The organism is Rhodanobacter soli (assembly GCF_040548735.1).
In the GTDB taxonomy this organism is placed as follows: Bacteria; Pseudomonadota; Gammaproteobacteria; order Xanthomonadales; family Rhodanobacteraceae; genus Rhodanobacter; species Rhodanobacter soli_A.
Genome location: NZ_JBEPSD010000002.1, coordinates 535,987 through 555,403 on the forward strand (window position 1 = coordinate 535,987; position 19,417 = coordinate 555,403).

Annotated in this window: 16 protein-coding genes and 4 tRNA genes; 13 read left to right on the plus strand and 7 right to left on the minus strand. The window is 66.3% G+C overall.

The genetic code is table 11. The features are described 5' to 3' along the window. Window positions 1-86: 86 nt before the first annotated feature. Entirely contained in the window at window positions 87-851 is a 765-nt protein-coding gene (gene gloB / locus ABIE04_RS13480) for a hydroxyacylglutathione hydrolase (RefSeq protein WP_354551149.1), read from the minus strand. 249 nt (window positions 852-1,100) lie between these two features. Here gloB and ABIE04_RS13485 point away from each other — a divergent pair, with 249 nt between their 5' ends. From ABIE04_RS13485 to dnaQ, 3 genes are read left to right on the plus strand one after another with little or no spacing between them, the layout of a single operon-like run. Then, window positions 1,101-1,787, plus strand: coding sequence for a methyltransferase domain-containing protein (locus ABIE04_RS13485; protein WP_354551152.1), 687 nt, complete (start codon window positions 1,101-1,103; stop codon window positions 1,785-1,787). Window positions 1,788-1,812: 25 nt separating this feature from the next. Continuing rightward, window positions 1,813-2,256: a ribonuclease HI gene (gene rnhA, locus ABIE04_RS13490; RefSeq protein ID WP_354551154.1), complete on the plus strand. Its 444-nt coding sequence runs from the start codon at window positions 1,813-1,815 to the stop codon at window positions 2,254-2,256. Continuing rightward, window positions 2,253-2,963: a DNA polymerase III subunit epsilon gene (dnaQ, locus tag ABIE04_RS13495; RefSeq protein ID WP_354551156.1), complete on the plus strand. Its 711-nt coding sequence runs from the start codon at window positions 2,253-2,255 to the stop codon at window positions 2,961-2,963. The genes rnhA and dnaQ overlap by 4 nt, the downstream gene beginning before the upstream one ends. Window positions 2,964-3,173: 210 nt before the next feature. Here the strand turns inward: dnaQ and ABIE04_RS13500 are convergent. Further along, window positions 3,174-3,263, minus strand: a tRNA-Ser gene (locus ABIE04_RS13500). A 111-nt stretch (window positions 3,264-3,374) separates the two neighbouring features. Here ABIE04_RS13500 and ABIE04_RS13505 point away from each other — a divergent pair. Continuing rightward, window positions 3,375-4,076: a PP2C family protein-serine/threonine phosphatase gene (locus ABIE04_RS13505; RefSeq protein ID WP_354551159.1), complete on the plus strand. Its 702-nt coding sequence runs from the start codon at window positions 3,375-3,377 to the stop codon at window positions 4,074-4,076. A gap of 87 nt (window positions 4,077-4,163) precedes the next feature. On the opposite strand, the gene ppsA is transcribed toward ABIE04_RS13505, so the two are convergent. Further along, a complete protein-coding gene (ppsA, locus tag ABIE04_RS13510) occupies window positions 4,164-6,545 on the minus strand; it encodes a phosphoenolpyruvate synthase (protein WP_354551161.1) in 2,382 nt (793 codons plus the stop codon). 220 nt (window positions 6,546-6,765) lie between these two features. On the opposite strand from ppsA, the gene ppsR reads away from it, so the two are divergent. Both ppsR and ABIE04_RS13520 read left to right on the plus strand, forming a co-directional pair. Further along, complete coding sequence (gene ppsR, locus ABIE04_RS13515) at window positions 6,766-7,581, plus strand: posphoenolpyruvate synthetase regulatory kinase/phosphorylase PpsR (RefSeq protein ID WP_354551163.1); 816 nt, start codon at window positions 6,766-6,768, stop codon at window positions 7,579-7,581. 27 nt (window positions 7,582-7,608) lie between these two features. Beyond that, complete coding sequence (locus tag ABIE04_RS13520; RefSeq protein ID WP_354551166.1) at window positions 7,609-8,097, plus strand: DUF1249 domain-containing protein; 489 nt, start codon at window positions 7,609-7,611, stop codon at window positions 8,095-8,097. 170 nt (window positions 8,098-8,267) lie between these two features. On the opposite strand, the gene ABIE04_RS13525 is transcribed toward ABIE04_RS13520, so the two are convergent. The 3 genes from ABIE04_RS13525 to ABIE04_RS13535 form a co-directional block, all read right to left on the minus strand. Next, window positions 8,268-8,344: transfer RNA gene (locus ABIE04_RS13525), tRNA-Asp, on the minus strand. A 36-nt stretch (window positions 8,345-8,380) separates the two neighbouring features. Beyond that, window positions 8,381-8,456 (minus strand) — tRNA-Glu (locus ABIE04_RS13530). A 9-nt stretch (window positions 8,457-8,465) separates the two neighbouring features. Then, a tRNA-Ala gene (locus ABIE04_RS13535) sits at window positions 8,466-8,541 on the minus strand. A 169-nt stretch (window positions 8,542-8,710) separates the two neighbouring features. Here ABIE04_RS13535 and ABIE04_RS13540 point away from each other — a divergent pair. The 5 genes from ABIE04_RS13540 (at window position 8,711) to ABIE04_RS13560 (ending at window position 13,733) form a co-directional block, all read left to right on the plus strand. Further along, window positions 8,711-10,477, plus strand: a complete 1,767-nt coding sequence (locus ABIE04_RS13540) for a cation:proton antiporter (protein WP_354551168.1) — start codon at window positions 8,711-8,713, stop codon at window positions 10,475-10,477. A 166-nt stretch (window positions 10,478-10,643) separates the two neighbouring features. Further along, on the plus strand, window positions 10,644-11,393 hold the full coding sequence (locus tag ABIE04_RS13545; RefSeq protein WP_214557251.1) for an FKBP-type peptidyl-prolyl cis-trans isomerase: 750 nt from the start codon (window positions 10,644-10,646) through the stop codon (window positions 11,391-11,393). A gap of 157 nt (window positions 11,394-11,550) precedes the next feature. Next, window positions 11,551-12,891, plus strand: coding sequence for a UDP-glucose dehydrogenase family protein (locus ABIE04_RS13550; protein ID WP_354551474.1), 1,341 nt, complete (start codon window positions 11,551-11,553; stop codon window positions 12,889-12,891). Next, window positions 12,891-13,115, plus strand: coding sequence for a SlyX family protein (locus ABIE04_RS13555; RefSeq protein ID WP_354551171.1), 225 nt, complete (start codon window positions 12,891-12,893; stop codon window positions 13,113-13,115). Before ABIE04_RS13550 ends, ABIE04_RS13555 begins: the two co-directional genes overlap by 1 nt. A 36-nt stretch (window positions 13,116-13,151) precedes the next feature. Then, window positions 13,152-13,733 carry a DUF2058 domain-containing protein gene (locus ABIE04_RS13560; RefSeq protein ID WP_354551173.1) on the plus strand — a complete coding sequence of 194 codons (582 nt, stop codon included), beginning with the start codon at window positions 13,152-13,154 and terminating at the stop codon, window positions 13,731-13,733. Between the two features lie 67 nt (window positions 13,734-13,800). On the opposite strand, the gene ABIE04_RS13565 is transcribed toward ABIE04_RS13560, so the two are convergent. Continuing rightward, complete coding sequence (locus tag ABIE04_RS13565) at window positions 13,801-15,882, minus strand: 3-hydroxyacyl-CoA dehydrogenase NAD-binding domain-containing protein (protein ID WP_354551175.1); 2,082 nt, start codon at window positions 15,880-15,882, stop codon at window positions 13,801-13,803. Window positions 15,883-16,201: 319 nt separating this feature from the next. Between ABIE04_RS13565 and ABIE04_RS13570 the strand changes: the two genes are divergently transcribed. Both ABIE04_RS13570 and ABIE04_RS13575 read left to right on the plus strand, forming a co-directional pair. After that, complete coding sequence (locus tag ABIE04_RS13570; RefSeq protein WP_214557255.1) at window positions 16,202-16,696, plus strand: hypothetical protein; 495 nt, start codon at window positions 16,202-16,204, stop codon at window positions 16,694-16,696. 13 nt (window positions 16,697-16,709) lie between these two features. Continuing rightward, window positions 16,710-19,271, plus strand: a complete 2,562-nt coding sequence (locus tag ABIE04_RS13575; RefSeq protein ID WP_354551178.1) for a putative bifunctional diguanylate cyclase/phosphodiesterase — start codon at window positions 16,710-16,712, stop codon at window positions 19,269-19,271. The last annotated feature ends 146 nt before the right edge of the window (window positions 19,272-19,417 follow it).

A 19,417-nucleotide genomic window follows, 5' to 3' on the forward strand; every position in this document is an offset into this window, starting at 1 on the left:
TTGCCGCGGTGCCTGCACGGAAGGCGCCCCGGCGCAGGCGGCCAGCATCAGCGACAGAAGCAGCGGCAGAAGTCGAAGGTGTCGTCTCATGCGTGGAACCCATCCTTGGCGCTGCGCAGGGCAGCGAAACGGGCGACCCGATCGTTGCCGCTGCCTTGCTGCCGGCACCACGCGATGACGGCGTCGGTGTCGGTCCGCAGGAACGGATTGGTCGCCAGCTCGCGGGCGAGCGGCACCGGCAGCGTGGGCTGCAGGTGTCTGCGTAGCGCGGCGACTTCCTGCAGCCGTTGCTGCAGTTCGGGGTTGGCCGGTTCGATGGTGCGCGCGAAACGTCCATTCGCCTCGGTGTACTCGTGCCCACCGCAAACCAGGGTTTCCCCTGGCAGTTGCGACAGGCTATCCAGCGAGGCGAGCATCTGCGCCGGTGTGCCTTCGAACAGACGGCCGCAGCCCAGGCTGAACAAGGTATCGCCGCACAGCAGCAGACCGGCCCCGACGTAGGCCACATGGCTGAGGGTATGGCCCGGGATCGCGATCACCTCGAAGCGCACGGACGGTGCGGCCAGTTCGACTACATCGCCGTCGCGTACCCGCCGAGTGGCCTCGCCGATGCGTTCATCAACGGGTGCATAAACCGGCATGTCGTGGCGTGCGCGCAAGGCCGGCACGCCGCCGATGTGGTCGGGATGATGATGGGTCAGCAGAATCGCGCGCAGCCGCAATCGATGCGCCGCCAGCGCCTGCTCGACGACCTCGGCGTCACCCGGATCGACGACGACGGCGTTGCCATCGTCGTCATGCAGCAGCCAGATGTAGTTGTCGGCCAGCGCCGGTAACGGTAGGAGATGCAAGATGGGCTCCGCTGCGTTTGAGGAATATCCGGCGGGCCGGTGTTTCCCTGTGGAACGACAGACGCAGCCGTCCCGGGCGCGCATGAGGCGGTCGACTATAAATTGGCATGGCTGCCGACTCGTTAGAAGAACGTTAACCAATCGGGCGACTGTTCAGCAGCGTGCGGCAGTTCCGTCGCGCCTGCGACCTGCTGCCGGCTATCGTCAGCCGTTACACTCTGGGTTCAGATGAAAGACCGGACCGGTTGCATGCCACAACGCGATGACGACATCTACGCCAGTGCGCCGTTGCGCCGCTTGCTGGATGAGCAGACGCGCGTGCTGAAGCCGGAGCTGCAACGCTGCTTCGGCGCCCATGCGCTGTTGCTGGGAGCATCCTTCGGCGATGCGCCGCCGGCGCTGCCGATGCTTGGCTGTTGGGCCACCTTGCACTTGGCGAACGGCCGCTACCGGGGCGACCTGCAGGCGGCGGCGGACGAGCCATTGCCATTCATCGACGATGCGTTCGAGCTGGTGCTGTTGCGGCATGCGCTGGAAGTGGCGCCGCTGCCTGCGGCCCTGCTGGATGAAGCCGTTCGCGTGCTGGCGCCCGGCGGTGTGCTTGCGTTGACCGGCGTGCATCCGCTCGGCGGTTGGTCGCCATGGTTCTACTGGCGCATGCGCGGAAAGTCGCCGGCGCTGCAGATGCCGTGGCGGCTCCGGCAACGGCTTGAGCTGGCCGGGCTGGTGATCGAGCAGGTGCAGCGGGTGGGCAGCATGTGGCCCAGCCTGGCCACGACACGGCGAACCCTTGCAGGCGCCTTCGGCGGCGGCTACGTGCTGGTCGCGCGCAAGCGCCGGCGCCTGGTCACGCCGCTGCGGCTCAAGCCGGTGCCGGTGCGCGTGCCGGCGAATGGACGGCTTTCGCCGGGTACCCGGCGCAGTTCGGCTCTGTGATTTTCAATGGAATACGTGAGCAACGATGAGCGAAGTGGAAGCATTTACCGACGGGGCCTGCCTGGGCAACCCGGGTCCCGGCGGTTGGGCCGCGCTGTTGCGCGCAAAGGGCAGCGAACGCATGGTGGCTGGCGGTGAGCCGGCCACCACCAACAACCGTATGGAGCTGATGGCGGCGATCGGCGCGCTGGAAGCATTGAAGCGGCCGTGCGAAGTCACCCTCACCACCGATTCGCGCTATGTAATGCAGGGCATCGAGCAGTGGATGCCGAAGTGGCGCGCGAATGGCTGGCGTACCGCCGACAAGAAGCCGGTCAAGAACCAGGATCTGTGGCAGCGCCTGTCCGATGCGGTCGGCGCCCACCAGGTGCGCTGGAAGTGGGTGAAGGGCCACAACGGCCACATCGAAAACGAGCGGGTCGATCAGGCCGCGCGTGAACAGGCCGAGCTGATGAAGGGCAGGGCATGAGGCAGATCGTTCTCGATACCGAAACCACCGGCCTCGAAGTACGCCAGGGGCATCGACTGGTGGAAATCGCCTGCGTCGAAATGGTCGAGCGCCGGCTTACCGGCCGGCATTACCAGACCTACCTCAACCCGGATCGGGCGATCGACGAAGGTGCCCGGCAGGTTACCGGCATCGAGGACGAGTTCCTGCTCGACAAGCCGCGTTTTGCCGAGGTGGTCGACGAGTTCCTGGCCTTCATCGACGGCGCGGAACTGATCATCCACAACGCCAGTTTCGACATCGGCTTCCTCGATGCCGAACTGGCCCGGCTGGGCGACGGCGCAGGCAGGATCGGCGACCGTTGCAGCGTGCTGGATACCCTGGCAATGGCGCGCGAGCGCTACCCCGGCCAGCGCAACAACCTCGATGCGCTGTGCAAGCGGTTGGGCGTGGACAACTCGCGGCGCGACCTGCACGGCGGCCTGATCGACGCGCAGCTGCTGGCCGACGTGTATCTGGCGATGACTTCGGGGCAAGTGGCCTTCGACCTCGGCTTCGAGGGCGCCACCGAGCAACGCGATGTGGTGGTGACGGCGCCGGTGGTGCTGCATGCCCGGCCGCGTGTGCTGCGCGCCTCGGCGGACGAGTTGTCGCAGCATGAGCAACGTCTCGATACGTTGGACAAGAGCAGTGTGGATGGGCAGAGCGTGTGGCGGCGGCTGGGGTGAATCGTGGTGGTGCGGTGCGCGGTGTCCACGGGGTCGGGCGGGATTGTTCGGCCCATCCTTGGGCCGAACCCCTTCGCGCTGCGCGCTGCGGGGCCAGCCTGCGGCTGTCCGAATTCGCTCCCGGCGAATTCGTCGAACCCGGGTGGGCTCTCATCCCCGCCGTCTCCGCCATAAAAACAAAACGCCCCACTAGGGGGCGTTCTGTTTTTATGGCGGAGAGGGTGGGATTCGAACCCACGGTACGCTTACACGTACGCCTGATTTCGAGTCAGGTACATTCGACCACTCTGCCACCTCTCCGGTGCGGTGCATGGTGGCGCATGCGAGCCGGGAATCATACGCGAGCGAACTTGCCGTGACAACAACCGGGTCTTCCGGCATGCTGCAACGGCTCGTACCTACTGAAAACCCATGATCGAATTCGGACACGGAACGCATGTCGGCCTGCGCCGCACGCGCAATGAGGACACTTATTACGCCGGTGCTTCGCTCGGCCTGTTCCTGGTGGCCGACGGCATGGGCGGGCACCAGCATGGCGAGGTGGCGTCGGCGCTGGTGCGGGATGCGGTGGTCGACCTGGTCGGCCAGGGGCACAGCCTGATCGAGGCGGTGCACGGCGCTGCGGAGCGGTTGCTTGCGCACACCCGGCACAGCTTCGACGTGTTGCCGATGGGCACCACCATCGCCGTGCTGCGGATCATCGGCGACGGTTACGAAGTCGCCTGGGTCGGCGACAGCCGGGTCTACCTGTGGAAGAAGGAATTGCGGCAGATCAGCCACGACCACTCGCTGGTACAGGCGCTGGTCGAGGCCGGCCAGCTCGACCCGGCGCAGGCCGCCCAGCATCCCCAGCGCAACGTGCTGACCCAGGCGCTGGGCGTGACCGCCATCGAGCAGCTGCATATCGGCATGGCGCGTGGCCAGCTGGAATCGGGCATGGGCTTCCTGCTGTGCAGCGACGGTTTGACGGAGGGCGTCAGCGACGCCTCGATAGCACGCACGGTGGCGCGGACCGACCTGGCCGCCCAGGAATGCGTGGATCAGCTGCTGTTGGGCGCTCTGGACAGTGGCGGCGACGACAACATCACGGTCCTGCTCGTGCGCTCCAGCTGAATCCGGCCGCTGGATTTCCGCTTCTCCAAAAACCAAGGGCCGCTTTCGCGGCCCTTGTGCTTCATGCGTGTGCGCATCAAGCGGCGATCAGATTACCCGGTCGGCCTTCTTTTTCGCCAGTCGCAGCCAGGTGTCGACGACCGTATCCGGATTCAGCGATACCGACTCGATGCCCTGTTCCATCAGCCACTCGGCCAGATCGGGGTGGTCGCTGGGACCCTGGCCGCAGATGCCGATGTACTTGCCCTTGGCGCGGGCGGTCTTGATCGCCATGGCCAGCAGCTTCTTCACCGCCGGATCGCGTTCGTCGAACAGGCTGGCGACGATGCTGGAGTCGCGGTCGAGGCCCAGGGTGAGCTGGGTGAGATCGTTCGAGCCGATCGAGAAGCCGTCGAAGATGTCGAGGAACTCGTCGGCGAGCAGCGCGTTCGACGGCACCTCGCACATCATGATGACCTTGAGGTCATGCTCGCCCTGCCTGAGGCCGTTCTTCGCCAGCACCTCGATCACCTTGCGGCCTTCGCCGAGCGTGCGCACGAACGGGATCATCACCCATACGTTGACGAGGCCCATCACCTCGCGCACGCGCTTGACCGCCTTGCACTCCAGCGCGAACGCCTCGGCGAAGCTGGGATCGACGTAGCGGCTGGCGCCGCGGAAACCGATCATCGGGTTCTCTTCGTGCGGCTCGTAGCGCGAACCGCCGAGCAGGCCGGCGTATTCGTTCGACTTGAAGTCGGACAGGCGCACGATCACCGGCTTCGGGTAGACCGAGGCGGCGATGGTGGCGATGCCTTCGGCGAGGCGGTCGACGTAGAACTCGACCGGCCCGGCGTAGCCGGCGATGCGCTCGTCGATCTTCGCCTTTGTTTCGGCGTCCTGCTTGGCGTATTCCAGCAGCGCCTTCGGATGCACGCCGATGTGGCTCGCGATGATCATCTCCAGCCGGGCCAGGCCGATGCCGGCGTTCGGCAGCATGCCGAAGTCGAACGCGCGCTCGGGGTTGGCCACGTTCATCATGATCTTCAGCGGCGCTTCGGGCATGGCGCCGAGGTCGGCGGTGATCCGCTCGAACTTCAGGATGCCTTCGTAGATCGTGCCGGTGTCGCCTTCGGCGCAGGATACGGTGACGTCGGCGCCATCGGGGATCAGCTCCAGCGCGTTGCCGGTACCGACCACTGCCGGCACGCCCAGCTCGCGCGCGATGATCGCCGCGTGGCAGGTGCGGCCGCCGCGGTTGGTGACGATCGCCGAGGCGCGCTTCATCACTGGCTCCCAGTCGGGGTCGGTCATGTCGGCGATCAGCACGTCGCCGACCTGCACCTTGTTCATGTCGCTCAGGGAACGGATCACGCGGGCCTTGCCGGCGCCGATCTTCTGGCCGATCGAGCGGCCTTCGGCCAGCACCTTGCCTTTCTCGCTGAGGCTGAAGCGTTCCAGCTGGGTCGCATGCGAGCGCGATTTCACCGTTTCCGGGCGCGCCTGCACGATGTACAGCTTGCCGGTGTGGCCGTCCTTCGCCCACTCGATGTCCATCGGGCGGCCGTAATGCTTTTCGATGATCAGCGACTGGCGGGCGAGTTCCTGCACGTCGTCGTCGCTGATGCAGAATGTGTTGCGCAGTTCGACCGGGGTGTCCTCGGTCCTGACCCGTTCGCCCGGTGCGCTGGAATACACCATGCGCAGCTGCTTGGCGCCGAGGTTGCGGCGCAGGACGGCCGGCTTGCCGTCGCGCAGGGTCGGCTTGAACACGTAGAACTCGTCCGGATTGACCGCGCCCTGCACGACCATCTCGCCGAGGCCGTACGAGCCGGTGACGAACACCACGTCGCGGAAGCCCGACTCGGTGTCCAGCGTGAACAGCACGCCGGCGGCGCCCACGTCCGAGCGCACCATCAGCTGCACGCCGGCGGAGAGGAACACGTCTTCGTGCTTGAAACCCTGGTGCACGCGGTAGGCGATGGCACGATCGTTGTACAGCGAGGCGAAGACTTCCTTCACCTTGTGCAGCACGTCGTCGATGCCGACCACGTTGAGGAAGGTTTCCTGCTGGCCGGCGAACGAAGCGTCGGGCAGATCCTCGGCGGTCGCAGAGGAACGAACCGCGACCGCGATGTCGTCGGCGCCGGCGTCCTTGCACAGTTTGATGTAGGCCCCGCGGATCGCCTGCTCGAGTTCGGCGGGCAGGGCGGTATCGACGATCCAGCCACGGATTTCCCTGCCGGCCGCTACCAGGGTGTCGACGTCGTCGACGTCGAGCGTGGCCAGCCGATCCTGGATGCGTTTTGCCAGGCCGCTCTTTTCCAGGTACTGCTGGAATGCGCTGGCCGTGGTCGCGAAGCCGCCGGGCACGGAGACGCCGAGCTTGGCGAGGTTGCCGATCATTTCGCCGAGGGAGGCATTCTTGCCGCCGACCTTGCCCAGGTCGGTCATGCGCAGTTGGTCAAGCCAAAGCACCAGGTCGTTCAAGGGTGTCTCCTTAGGGAAGCTCTGCGGATAAGTGGAATGGGCGCGGCACGAAGGCCCGAAGCGGGTTGCAAAGAACTGGTATTGTCCGCTGCGGATGGTGCGCAGCACAAGAAGACCAATGCCGGAAGATGTCATTCCAACGGCATACCAGTCAGCTGGCGGTGGATTTCATGCTTGCGCTAAGGTGCAGACAAATGCTTCCCCGCCATCAGGATCCTGTATGCAGCGAACGGTTTTTTTCATCTCCGATTCCACTGGTATCACCGCGGAGACGATCGGCAACAGCATCCTGGCGCAGTTCGAGGGCGTGCAGTTCGACAAGCACCGGTTGCCGTTCACCGACAACGCGCACAAGGCGGAAATCGCTGCGCTGCGGATCAAGACCAAGTACGCGCAAAGCGGGCAGCGGCCGATCGTGGTCAACACCATGGCCGAGCGTGCGCTGTGCGAGATCGTGGCCACCAGCGGCGCCCTGATGCTGGACGTGTTCGCGCCGTTCATCGGCCCGCTGGAGGACGAACTGGGGACAAAGCGCACCGGCCTGGTGAACCGCTCGCACGGCCTGGTCGATTTCGACAAGTACGAGGCGCGCATCAATGCGACCAATTACGCGCTCTCGCATGACGACGGCATCGACGTGAATTATGCCGAGGCCGACCTGATCCTGGTCGGCGTGTCGCGTTCCGGCAAGACGCCGACCTGTCTTTACATGGCCTTGCATTACGGCGTCAGTGCCGCCAATTATCCGCTGACCGACGAAGACCTCGAAAAACTCGAACTGCCGGCGCGACTGCGCCCGTACCGGGACCGGCTGTACGGACTGACCATCGATCCGCTGCGGCTGGCGCAGATCCGCGAGCAACGCCGCGCCGGCAGCCGCTACGCGACTTTGCAGCAGTGTCGCTGGGAGCTGGAGCAGGCCGACCGCCTGATGCGCCAGGCCGGCATTCCCAGCCTGAACACCACACATGTGTCGATCGAGGAGATCGCCAGCAAGATCTTCGACCGCTTCGGTATCGAGCGGACCATGTTCTGATTGCCACCTGGAGTTTGCGCGCCCGCCATGAGCGTCGTACTGGACAACCGCAACAGCCTGCTGCCCGGACGCTTCGAGTTCCTGATGGGGCTGTATGCGGAAAACTACCACCGGCTGACGCGGCTGTTCGCGCCGCAGCAGCTGGCGCCGGGCCGGTATGTCTCCGACGTGAGCGACGGGCTCGACGTGCACCTGCACGTGCAGGAATGCCATCCATACACGCTGGAACTGGAACTCACCTACGATTTCGTCGACGCGCATACCGGCCAGCGCGCGCCGTCGGCGCAGTTGCGCATGTATACCGACGCGCATGTGGCGGAGGCCTTGCACTGCCATCCCGGCCGGCACCTGTGGCAGGTGCTGGGACCGTTCTCGCCGGCGCACACCGTGTTCCAGCATCGCCTGCGCATGAACGGATTCCTGTCGCGCTGGCTGGAGTACCTGGCGGAGCAGGGGCATTCCATCGGCACGCTGGAGCCGCAAACAGGACAGCCAGAAAGCGGCGGCCTCGTTTGAAAGTGCGGCCAGGGATGGCCGCCTTTTGACTTTCCCGCGCTCAGGGATGAGCGCACAAGTACAGCAAGTGCAGCCATGGATGGCAGCTTCTTGATCTTTGCGCACATGGATGAGCGCACAAATACACCGCAACAAAAAGCCCGCGCAAGGCGGGCTTTCTGCTTGAATAGTGGCGGAGTGGACGGGACTCGAACCCGCGACCTCCGGCGTGACAGGCCAGCATTCTAACCAACTGAACTACCACTCCGCATTTGCAACAGCTTCCAGCTTCTGCGAGCCAACTTGGCGTCCCCACGGGGATTCGAACCCCGGTCGCCACCGTGAAAGGGTGATGTCCTAGGCCTCTAGACGATGGGGACGGATTAAGTTGGTGGAGCCAGGCGGGATCGAACCGCCGACCTCCTGCATGCCATGCAGGCGCTCTCCCAGCTGAGCTATGGCCCCGCCGCTGGAAGCCGAGAAGAATAGGTGCGGGCCACATATCCGTCAAGCTTTTTTTCAGCATCCCGATGAACGAATCGTCCGTCGCCCGCCGCCCCGTTCGACGGCCGGCCGAGTGCCACCGTGCTTCGTTTAAGCTGCAACGACCTGCACCGTTTTGAAGAGTTGACGAATGCACGAAATCGGCTTCATTCGTGACCTTGCCGTGGTGATGATCGTGGCGGGCGCCACCACGATCCTGTTCCAGCGGATGCGGCAGCCGGTGCTGCTGGGCTACATCCTGGCCGGCGTGCTGATCGGTCCGCACACGCCGGGTGTGCTGGTCGGCGATCCGCGCGCGATCGACGACATCTCCAATCTCGGCGTGGTGCTGCTGATGTTCACGCTGGGCCTCGAATTCAGCGTGCGCAAGCTGCGCGAGGTCGGCATCGGCGTGCTGGCCGCGGCCGTGGCCGAAGTCGGGCTGATGCTGTGGATCGGCTACGGCATCGGCGGCCTGTTCGGCTGGACCGGCATGGACGCGCTCTTCCTCGGCGCGATCATTTCGCTCTCGTCCACGATGGTGGCCACCCGCACGCTGGCGGAGGGCGGGCAGCGGCATCAACCGTTTGCCCAACTGGTGGTAGGGCTGCTGGTGGCCGAGGACATGCTGGCCATCGTCATGCTGACCCTGCTCACGGCCGTGGCGCTGGGTGGCTCGGTACAGGCGGAGACCGCGTTCACCCTGGTCGGCCACCTGGGCCTGTTCGTGATCGTCGGGATGATCCTGGGCCTGCTGCTGCTGCCGCGGCTGGTGGATTACGTGGCTGGTTTCGATCGCGACGAAACGCTGTTGGTCAGCGTACTCGGCATCTGTTTCGGTGCCAGCCTGTTCGCGGCCTGGATGGGTTTCAGCGTGGCGCTGGGCGCCTTCCTGGCGGGCGCGGTGGTGGCTGAGTCGCGCAGCGTGGGGCGCGTGCTGCACCTGGTGGAACCGCTGCGCGACATGTTCGCGGCGCTGTTCTTCGTGGCGATCGGCCTGAAGATCGATCCGGCGATGTTGCCGCAGTACGCACTGCCGGCACTGCTCATCGCGGCGGTCGTCATCGTCGGCAAGACGCTGGCGTGCAGCCTGGGTATCTTCGTTGTCGGGCACGACGCGCGCACGGCGCTGCGTTCGGGGCTGGGCATGGCGCAGATCGGAGAGTTCTCGTTCGTCATCGCCACGCTCGGGCTTTCTCTTGGCGTGATCAGCGATTTCATCTATCCGATTGCGGTGGCGGTCTCGGTACTGTGCATGGCCGCATCGCCGTACATGAATCGTTCGGCCGACGGGCTGGCGAACGGCCTGCGCCGGGTGACGCCGCGCTCATTGAGGCTGCTGGCGACCAGCTACAGCGGTTGGCTGGAAAACCTCAAGCCGGTCAACGAAAACGCTGCGATAGCCGCCATGTTCCGTCGCCTGCTGTGGCATATCGGGATCAACGTCCTGCTGGTGGTGGCGCTATTCGTCATTGGCGCCTACATCAATGCGCACAACTGGAGCTGGTTCTCGATGCTCGGCATCGACCGGGATCTGCGCCATACGCTGATCTGGGCCGGTGCGCTGTTCCTGTCCCTGCCCATGCTGATCGCGGTCTACCGCAAGGCCGAGGCGCTTGGCATGCTATTGGCGGAGATCGGCATACGCGAGCGGTTTGCCGGTTCGTATACCCAGGCCATCCGCAACGTGCTGTCCAGGGTCATCCCGCTGGCGACGCTGCTTGCGCTGGCGCTGCTGGTGAGCGTGCTCAGTTCGGCCATCCTGCCGCCCCGCGGCGTCGCGCTGTCCCTGGTCGTACTGGGCGTGGTGGTGGCGGTGGTGCTGTGGCGCGGCCTGGTGAAGATGCATGCGCGCCTGCAGGCGGCGCTGAAGGAGACCCTTGAAAAGCCCGGCCCCTCGGGAGGCGGCATGGGCTGACGGCCGGGCGGGGCCGGACCCGGAAAGGTTGAACCTTTGTCCCGACCGACGGTCTGAGCCCTGAATCGTTGCCAAGATCGGACAAGCACCGCACAATGCGAGGCCTGCCTCCATCGGGGGGGCCCGGCCGGCAACGTCGGCATATCCATACATGAGGGAGTTACGAATGAAGCACTTTCTGCGTCCCACGCTGACGGCGGTCGCGATGGCCGTTGCGCTGGGCATGACGGCCGGCGTCGCCGCTCAGACCGCCGGCGCTGCCGGTACTGTCGACAAGGCGAAGGCCAGTTATGTTGTGGGTTGGGAGATTGCTTCCCAGGTTCCGCCGATCATGCGCGATGAGCTGGATCCGAACGCCGTGGCGAATGCGGTGAAGGCGGCGTTGTCCGGCCAGAAGCCGACCATGAGCGAAGCCGAAGCCAAGCAGGTGCACGAGGCCTTCATGGCCAAGATCCAGGCCAAGTACCAGGCCGAGATGACCAAGCTGGCGGCAAAGAACAAGGCCGAGGGCGACGCTTTCCTGGCCAAGAACAAGACCGCGCCGGGCGTGAAGACGACTGCGTCGGGCCTGCAGTACCAGGTGATCAGCCAGGGTACGGGCGCCCGTCCGGGTCCGAACGATACCGTCGAGATCAACTACACCGGTACCTTTGTCGATGGCCAGGTGTTCGATGCCTCCGCCAAGCACAATCCGCCGGGTGCGGCCAAGATTCCGCTGGCAGGCGTGATCCCGGGCTTCCGCGAAGGCCTGCAGCTGATGCAGGTGGGCGGTCATTACAAGCTGTTCATCCCGGCAGCGCTGGCCTATGGCGCCGAGCCGCAGCCGCCGATGCCGCCGAATGCCACGCTGATCTTCGACGTGACCCTGGTCAAGACCGGCCCGACGCCGGCAGGTGCGGCTCCGGCCGGCAAATAATCAGAGGTCCATCGCCGTTCCGCGGCGATGACAAACCGGAAGGGCGCGAAGCGATTCGCGCCCTTCTGCTTTTCCGTCGATGGCGGCGCGGTGCCGTGTCGTGCGTTCGAGCGGCTAGAATAGACGGCTCAGCTTTTAAGGGATCGCTGCAACGATGATGAAAGTCACCATTTTCGGTACCGGCTATGTGGGTCTGGTCACCGGTGCCTGCCTGGCCGAGATGGGCAACCACGTGCTCTGCGTCGACATCGATGCGGCCAAGGTCGAGCGCCTGAAGTGTGGCGAGATTCCGATCTACGAGCCGGGGCTGGAGTCGATCGTGCAGCGCAACCATGCCGGCGGCCGGCTCGACTTCACCACCGAGGCGGCACCGGCGATCGCGCATGGCGAGCTGATCTTCATCGCCGTCGGCACCCCGCCGGACGAGGACGGCAGCGCCGACCTGCAATACGTGCAGAAAGTGGCCAGCACGATCGGCCGGCACCTGGACCGCTACGCCGTGGTGGTGAACAAGTCGACCGTGCCGGTGGGTACCGCCGATCGCGTGCGCGAGGCCGTCGCGGCCGAGCTGGCGGCGCGCCAGGCCACGGTGGAATTCGACGTGGTGTCGAATCCGGAGTTCCTGAAGGAAGGCGCGGCGGTGGAAGACTGCCTGCGTCCCGATCGCATCATCGTGGGAGCTTCCAGCGAGCGCGCGGTGGCGTTGCTGCGCAAGCTGTACGCGCCGTTCAACCGCAACCACGACCGCATGGTGGTGATGGACGAGCGCTCGGCCGAGCTGACCAAGTACGCCGCCAACGCGATGCTGGCGACCAAGATCAGTTTCATGAACGAGATCGCGAACATCGCCGAGCGGGTGGGCGCCGACGTGGAGCTGGTGCGCCAGGGCATCGGCTCGGACCCGCGCATCGGCTACAGTTTCATCTATCCGGGTGCCGGGTACGGCGGCTCGTGCTTCCCCAAGGACGTGCAGGCGCTGGAGCGCACCGCACACGCCCATGGCTACGAGGCGCGCCTGCTCGGCGCGGTCGAGGCGGTCAACCAGCAGCAGAAGAGCAAGCTGTTCGAGCTCATCTCGCGCCACCTCGACGGCAAGCTGGCGGGCAGGACGGTCGCGCTGTGGGGTCTGGCGTTCAAGCCGAACACCGACGACATGCGCGAGGCTTCCAGCCGGCGCCTGATGGAGTTGCTGTGGGATGCCGGCGCGAAGGTCCGCGCGTTCGATCCGGAGGCGCGCGAGGAAGCGCAGCGGCTGTACGGCGACCGCGATGACCTGGTGCTGTGCGAGCACGCCATGGATGCCCTGCAGGGCGCCGACGTGCTGGCGGTGGTCACCGAGTGGAAGGCCTTCCGCAGCCCGGATTTCAGGGCCATCCGCGCCACGCTGGTTGTGCCGGCGATCTTCGACGGGCGCAACCTGTACGACCCGCTCGTGGTGGAGGAGGCGGGCCTGGCTTATTACGGCATCGGCCGCGGCCGCAGCCTGCAAGTAGCGTGATGAACGACTCGAACGACACGCTTGCCCGGCGGCTCGACGAGATGGAGGTCAAGCTGACCTTCATCGATGAAGCGGTGCAGGCGCTGACCACGGCGGATGCCGACCAGTCGCAGCGGATTGCCGCGCTGGAGCGTGCCTTGTGCGACCTGCGCGGCGAGATGGCGTCGATGCGCATCGCGCAGGGCGACGATCCGCACGACGAACCGCCGCCGCCGCATTACTGACCGACCCATCCAGCCTACCGATGACGGAACACCCGCATGGCCGATTCCCTGCGCGATCAGCTGCTCAAGAGCGGCATCGTCAAACAAGTCCAACAGGACCGGGCGCGCGAGCCGAAGCGCGCGGCTGCGCCACCGTCCGGCAAGCCGGCGCGCAAGGGCGGCAAGCCGCACGCCGCGCCGCACGCCGCACGGCCAGCGGCGCAGAGCCAGCAGGACATCGACCTGGCCAAGGCATATGCGTTGCGCGCGCAGACCGAAGCCCGCGAACGCCAGCGCGTCGAACAGGAGGCCGCCGAACAGGCCAGGCTGCGGCGCGAGCGCAAGCAGAAGATCCAGCAACTGCTCGACGGCAAGGCGTTGAACAAGGCCGACGCCGACCAGCCGCGCAATTTCGAGTACAGCGGCAAGATCCGCCGCGTGCACGTGGATGCCGCGCAACTGGCGGCACTCAACGCCGGCGAACTCGGCGTGGTGCAGCAGGGCGGCCGTTATCTCCTGGTCAGCCGCGACATCGCCGAGCAGGTGCGTGACATCGATCCGCATCAGCTGGCGCTGCTGGTTGATCCGAATGCCGCCGGCGTGGGGGATGACGGCGTGCCCGACGACCTGATGTGGTGATGTCGATCCGCATCAACGAAAACGCCCGGCCATGCCGGGCGTTTTCATGCCGGTAATCGCGAACCGGTCAGTTGGCGGGCGCGGCCGGCAGCTCGAAACCACGTTGAGCCAGCGCCGGAAGATCCCAGCCGTTCTTCGGCTTGAACCGATCGCCGTAGCGCTGCGCCAGCTGTTCGAGCCTGGCCTTGAGCTTGTCGGCGCCTTCGCTGCGCGCGTACTGGATCGGGCCGCCGCGGAACGGCGCGAAGCCGGTGCCGAAGATCACGCCGGCGTCGAGCAGGTCGGCGTCGTCGACCACGCCATCGGCGAGGCAGGCGATCGCCTCGTTGACCATCGGCAGGATCATGCGTTCCTGCAGGTCCGGCGGCGTCATGTAGTCCTTGTCGATCTCGGGTTTCTGCGGCTTGCCGTCCTGCCACACGTACAGGCCCTGGCCGTCCTTCTTGCCGCGCTTGCCGGCGGCGAGTCTTTCGTCCAGCCCCGGCGGCACTTCCAGTCCCAGGAACGGCGCCAGCTCCTTGCCGACCGACGCGCAGACGTCCAAGCCCACGGTGTCGGCCAGTTCTATCGGGCCCATCGGCATGCCGAACTTCTTCGCCTCGCGATCCAGCACCGGGCCGGGCACGCCTTCGCTGTATAGCCGCATGGCTTCCAGCAGGTACGGCATCAGGATGCGGTTGACCAGGAAGCCCGGGGTGCCCTTGACCGCCACCGGCAGCTTGCCGATCGCCTTGCAGAACGCCAGCGCACGCTTCTCGATCGCCGGATCGAGTCGGTCATGGCGCACCACTTCGACCAGCGGCATCTGCGCCACCGGGTTGAAGAAGTGCAGGCCGAGGAAGCGCTGCGGCGCGACGAGGTTCTTGCGCAACTCGTCGAGCGGGATGCTGGAGGTGTTGCTGGCGAGGATTTCGTCGGCCTGGAACTGCGGTTCGATGCCGGCGTACAGCGCTTCCTTCGCTTCGGCGTTCTCGTAGATCGCCTCGATCGCCAGGTCGGCCGAGGCCACGCCGCTGCCCTCGACGTCCGCGCGCAGGCGACGCATGGCAGCCTCGACCTTCTCCGGTGTCTTCAGCTTCTTCTCGTACAGTTGGCGGGCGCGGTCCAGCGCGGGCTGGATGAATTTCATCTCGCGGTCCTGCAGGGTCACGTCAAAACCCTTGAGCGCGGCCCACGCGGCGATGTCGCCGCCCATCACGCCGGCGCCGACCACGTGCACGTGCTTGATCGCCGGGTCGGTGCCGCCGCCCTGGCCCTTCAGCCGTTCCTGCAGGAAGAAGATGCGGATCAGGTTCTGCGCGGTCGGCGTCTTCGCCAGCTTCGCCACCGAGCGTGCCTCGATCTTCAGCCGCTGCTGGATGCTGGAGCCGCCGCGCTTCCACACGTCGATCATCGCGAACGGAGCGGGGTAATGTTCCTTGCGCACCTTCGCGGCAGTCTGCTTGAACATCATCGGCGCCAGGATCTGCCGCGCCGGCCAGATGTTGCTGGCCCAGGCCTTGGCGCGGCGCGCGAACGGGCGCGGCGCGGCATGGCGCAAGAGCAGCCGCGCCTCGGCCAGCAGCTCGTCGGGACGGGCCAGCCGATCGACCACGCCCAAGCCCAGCGCGCGTTTCGCCGACAGCGACTTGCCGGTCAGCATCAGCGGCAGCGCCTCGGTGGCGCCGATCAGGCGCGGCAGGCGCGCGGTGCCGCCCCAGCCGGGGTGGATGCCCAGCATCACTTCGGGCAGCGCGATCCGGGTCTTGTCATCGTCGGCGGCGATGCGCTGGCGGCAGGCCAGGATCAGCTCGGTGCCGCCGCCCATGCAGGCGCCGTGCACGGCGGCCACGGTGGGGCAGGGCAGCCGCGCCAGCGCCTCGTAGACGCGCTGGCCGTGCTCGATGTTCTCCAGCACGGTGTCCTGCTTCGCGTACTCGATGAATTCCTTCACATCGGCACCGACGGCAAATCCTGAGGACTTGGCCGAGTGGACGATGACGCCAGCCGGTCTGTCGATCGCCATCCGCTCGACGATCTGCTCGAGTTCGTCCAGCACCGCACGGGAGATGGCGTTGACGCTGCTGTTGGCCCGGTCGAGGGTCAACGTGACAACGCCGTCGTCGCCTTCGCTGGTCTTCCAGTGGTTGAAACGCAATCCTTCGAACATGGGAGTACAGGCGTGGTGGTGGAGGCCTGAACCATACCGTTCTGCCGCCTTGATTGCGAGATGTGACGTGCTTGCTTGACCGTGCAGGGGCGCCGGTGTGAAATCGGGCCGTCTTCGGAAAATCGCCTGCCGTGGCTGGCTGGGCGGGCATCCGGAGCGGCCATGCTGCGGCATGGCCTCCAAACAGGACAATGGAACGATCCACCGTGGTTCAATGGGTCTCGCGGCGGCCGGAAATCGCCCGGTCAACCACCCGGGCAGTCGCTGGCGGGCCGACTTCACCATGGCACTATCGCCAATACAGCAGGACGGGGACGCAATGACTTCAGCAATGGCCTCCGTTCCGCCGCAAGCCGGCACCGAGATTTTCGAGCGGATCCTGGCGGCCCCGAGCGGCCTCGTGGTGCTGGACAGCAAGGACGTCCATGCCCTGATCGATCAGTTCCGCGCGATTGCCCGGCATACCGGCCAAGCGGTCTACCTGTGGCAGCCCGATACCGGCCTGGGCAGCCTGCGCGACGCGCAGGTGCGCGTGCCGGACTGCCAGCGCCTGGGCAACGCGCTGCGCTACATGCAGCAGAGCATGCATTTCGGCGTGTATTTCCTGCTCGGGCTGGAGCTGCCGCTGTCGGCGATGGATGCCACCTTGCTGCGCCAGCTCGCCCGCGCGCCCAAGGGGCATCTGCGCCGCGTGGTGCTGATCGACGCGCCGGTGGCGCTGGCCGAGCATCTGGGCGAGCTGGCGGTGCACCTGGGCAGCGAGGACAGCCAGCCGCGGCGCTTGCGTCTGCGCGATGGCCGGTGGCTGGTTTGAGAAAGGCATTCACATGAATTCCGGCATCCTGGTGGTCGCAGCCCAGCGCGAACTGCGCCGCAGCCTGTTCGATGCGCTCGACCAGGCGGGTTATCCGCAGATCCACAGCGCGCGCGACGTATCCCACGCGGCGATCCTGCTGGAGGGCCGCGCGTCGCTGCCCCCGCTGCAGCTGATCGTGGCGGTGCTGGCCGGCGACGAACAACAGGCACGCGTCTGTTGCGAGCAGTTGCGTCGTTTGCCAGGTGGCGCCGGCACGCCGCTGATCGTGGTGCTGGCCGAGGAGGCCAAGCTCGCCCCCACCGACCTGCCGCCGGGGATCACCGACTGGCTTTCCGCCGCCCAGATCAGCAGTGAACTGGTGCCGCGCTGGCGGCGCTCGCAAGCCGGCCAGCGCCCGCGCAAGGTGGTTGCCGCGGCGGACAGCGGTGCGCACGAGGATTACCGCTACGTGTTCGAGGAAGGCGACAGCGAATGGCTGATCGCCGACGCGCAGACCGGGCGCCTGCTCGAGGTCAGTCCCACGGTGGCCAGGCACAGCCGCATGCATGCCGGCCAATGGGAAGGATTGCCGCTGTCCGACGTGCTGCGTTTCGAAGGCATCGCGATCAGCCAGGTATTGACCGAAGCCAATCGCAGTTGGTATCCCTGCCAGCGCAAATCGGCGCAAGGCGCCGACACCGGACAGGCCAGCGTGCGGCGTATCCGGCATGCCGGGCACGAGGCGCTGGCGTTGATGTTCCGCAGCGACCGCGCCGACCTGCGGGCCGAGGCTGCGCTGTCGCTGCTGTCGCGCATCTTCGCCTCGACCAGCGGGGTCGATGCGCAGACCGCGTCCGGCCGCCTGCTGTTCGACGAGCTGGGCCTGGATTACCTCGCGGTCTGGTCAGCGCGCCAGGACGGCGCCGACGCGCCGACCCAGATGCTGCAGTTGTGGAGCGGCGACGACCCGCAGTGGCCGCCGGCGCAACTGCAGAGTTCGCTGCAGCTGGTGCTGGGCGGCAAGCCGATCCTGTACCGCAACGACGCGAAGCGGCTGGCGCCGATCGACCCGCTGCTGCAGCAGCTCGACCTGGCCGGTTTCGCCGGCCTGCCGCTGTACGACGAACGCCACACCGTGCTCGGCGCCATGCTGGCCGGCAGCCGCCGCGGTTTCGGCGAGATGGGCATCATCGAGCCGGTACTGCGTTGCGCCGCGGCCCGCTTCGCGCAGATGCTGGAACTGGGACGCACCCGTGAACAGGGCCGTGCCGAGGGCCTGGTCGACGCCCTGACCGGCCTGCCGAACCGGCTGCTGTTCAACGACCGGCTGGACACGATCATCCGCGAGGCGACCCGCAACGGCGAGTGCTTCGCCGTGCTGTTCGTCGACTTGGACCGCTTCAAGGCAATCAACGACACCTACGGCCATGCCGCCGGTGACCAGGTGCTGCGCACGGTCACCCAGCGTCTGTGCGGCAGCATCCGCGCCTCCGACACGGTGGCGCGCTACGCCGGCGACGAGTTCACCATCGTGCTGCGCCACATCGTGAAGAACGACGACGTGCTTCGCGTGGCCGAGAAGATCGTCCAGGTGATGGAGACGCCGCTGTACCTCGAGGACGGCACCGAGTTGCAGGTGACCGCGTCGATGGGCCTGAGTTTCTTCCCCGACGACGCCGGCGACGCGCAGACCCTGCTCAAGCATGCCGACGAGGCGATGTACGCGGCCAAGCACCAGGGCCGCAATACCTTCCAGATCTACGAGGTGAGTCCGGAGTACGCGCAGGAACACGGCATGGCGCTGAAAACACGCCTGCGCCATGCCGAGGGCAATGGCGAACTGCGCGTGGTCTACCAGCCGCAGGTCAACACCGAGACCGAGGACATCGTGGGCATGGAGGCGCTGGTGCGCTGGGAGCATCCCGAACTCGGCATGATCAGCCCGGCGGTGTTCATCCCGCTGGCCGAGGAGACCGGCCTGATCGTCTCGATCGGCGAATGGGTGATGCGCACCGCCTGCCGCCAGGCGAAGGAATGGGAGCAGCGCTACAGCCTGCGCCTGCGCCTGGGCGTGAACCTGTCTGCGGTGCAGCTGATGGAGCCGCGACTGCTGGATACCGTGGCGACCGTGCTGCGCGAAACCGGACTGGATCCCACCTTGCTGGAGATGGAGGTCACCGAAAGCATCAGCATCAAGGAGGCGCCGAACCTGGTCGAGAACCTGCACGCGCTGCACAGGCTGGGCTGCCATATCGCGATCGACGATTTCGGCACCGGCGCGGCCTCGCTGGACTACCTGCGCCGGCTGCCGGCCGACCGCATCAAGATCGACCAGAGCTTCGTGCGCAACATCGGGGTGGACCCCGACGACGAGGCGATCGTGCGCGCCACCATCGAGATGGCGCATCGGCTGAAACGCGCGGTGGTGGCGGAAGGCGTGGAGATCGAGCAGCACCTGCAGTTCCTGCGCCAGCACGGCTGCGACGAGTTGCAGGGCTACCTGTTCTGCCGCCCGCTGCAACCGATCAGCTTCGACAAGCTGCTGGCCGAACGGCAGCGCCTGCTGGAGGGACGGGTGGCCGAGCCGGCTTGAGCCGGTGGCGGACGTCCCCATAACTGCTCCTGGCCCGTCACGGGCTCGGGGCGCCCGGCCAGACATGACAACCAGCCAACAGGCCGTGCGTTATGGTGGAGGCGATACCCTGTGCATACTGAACTGAACTCGGGCGTCGGACCGCG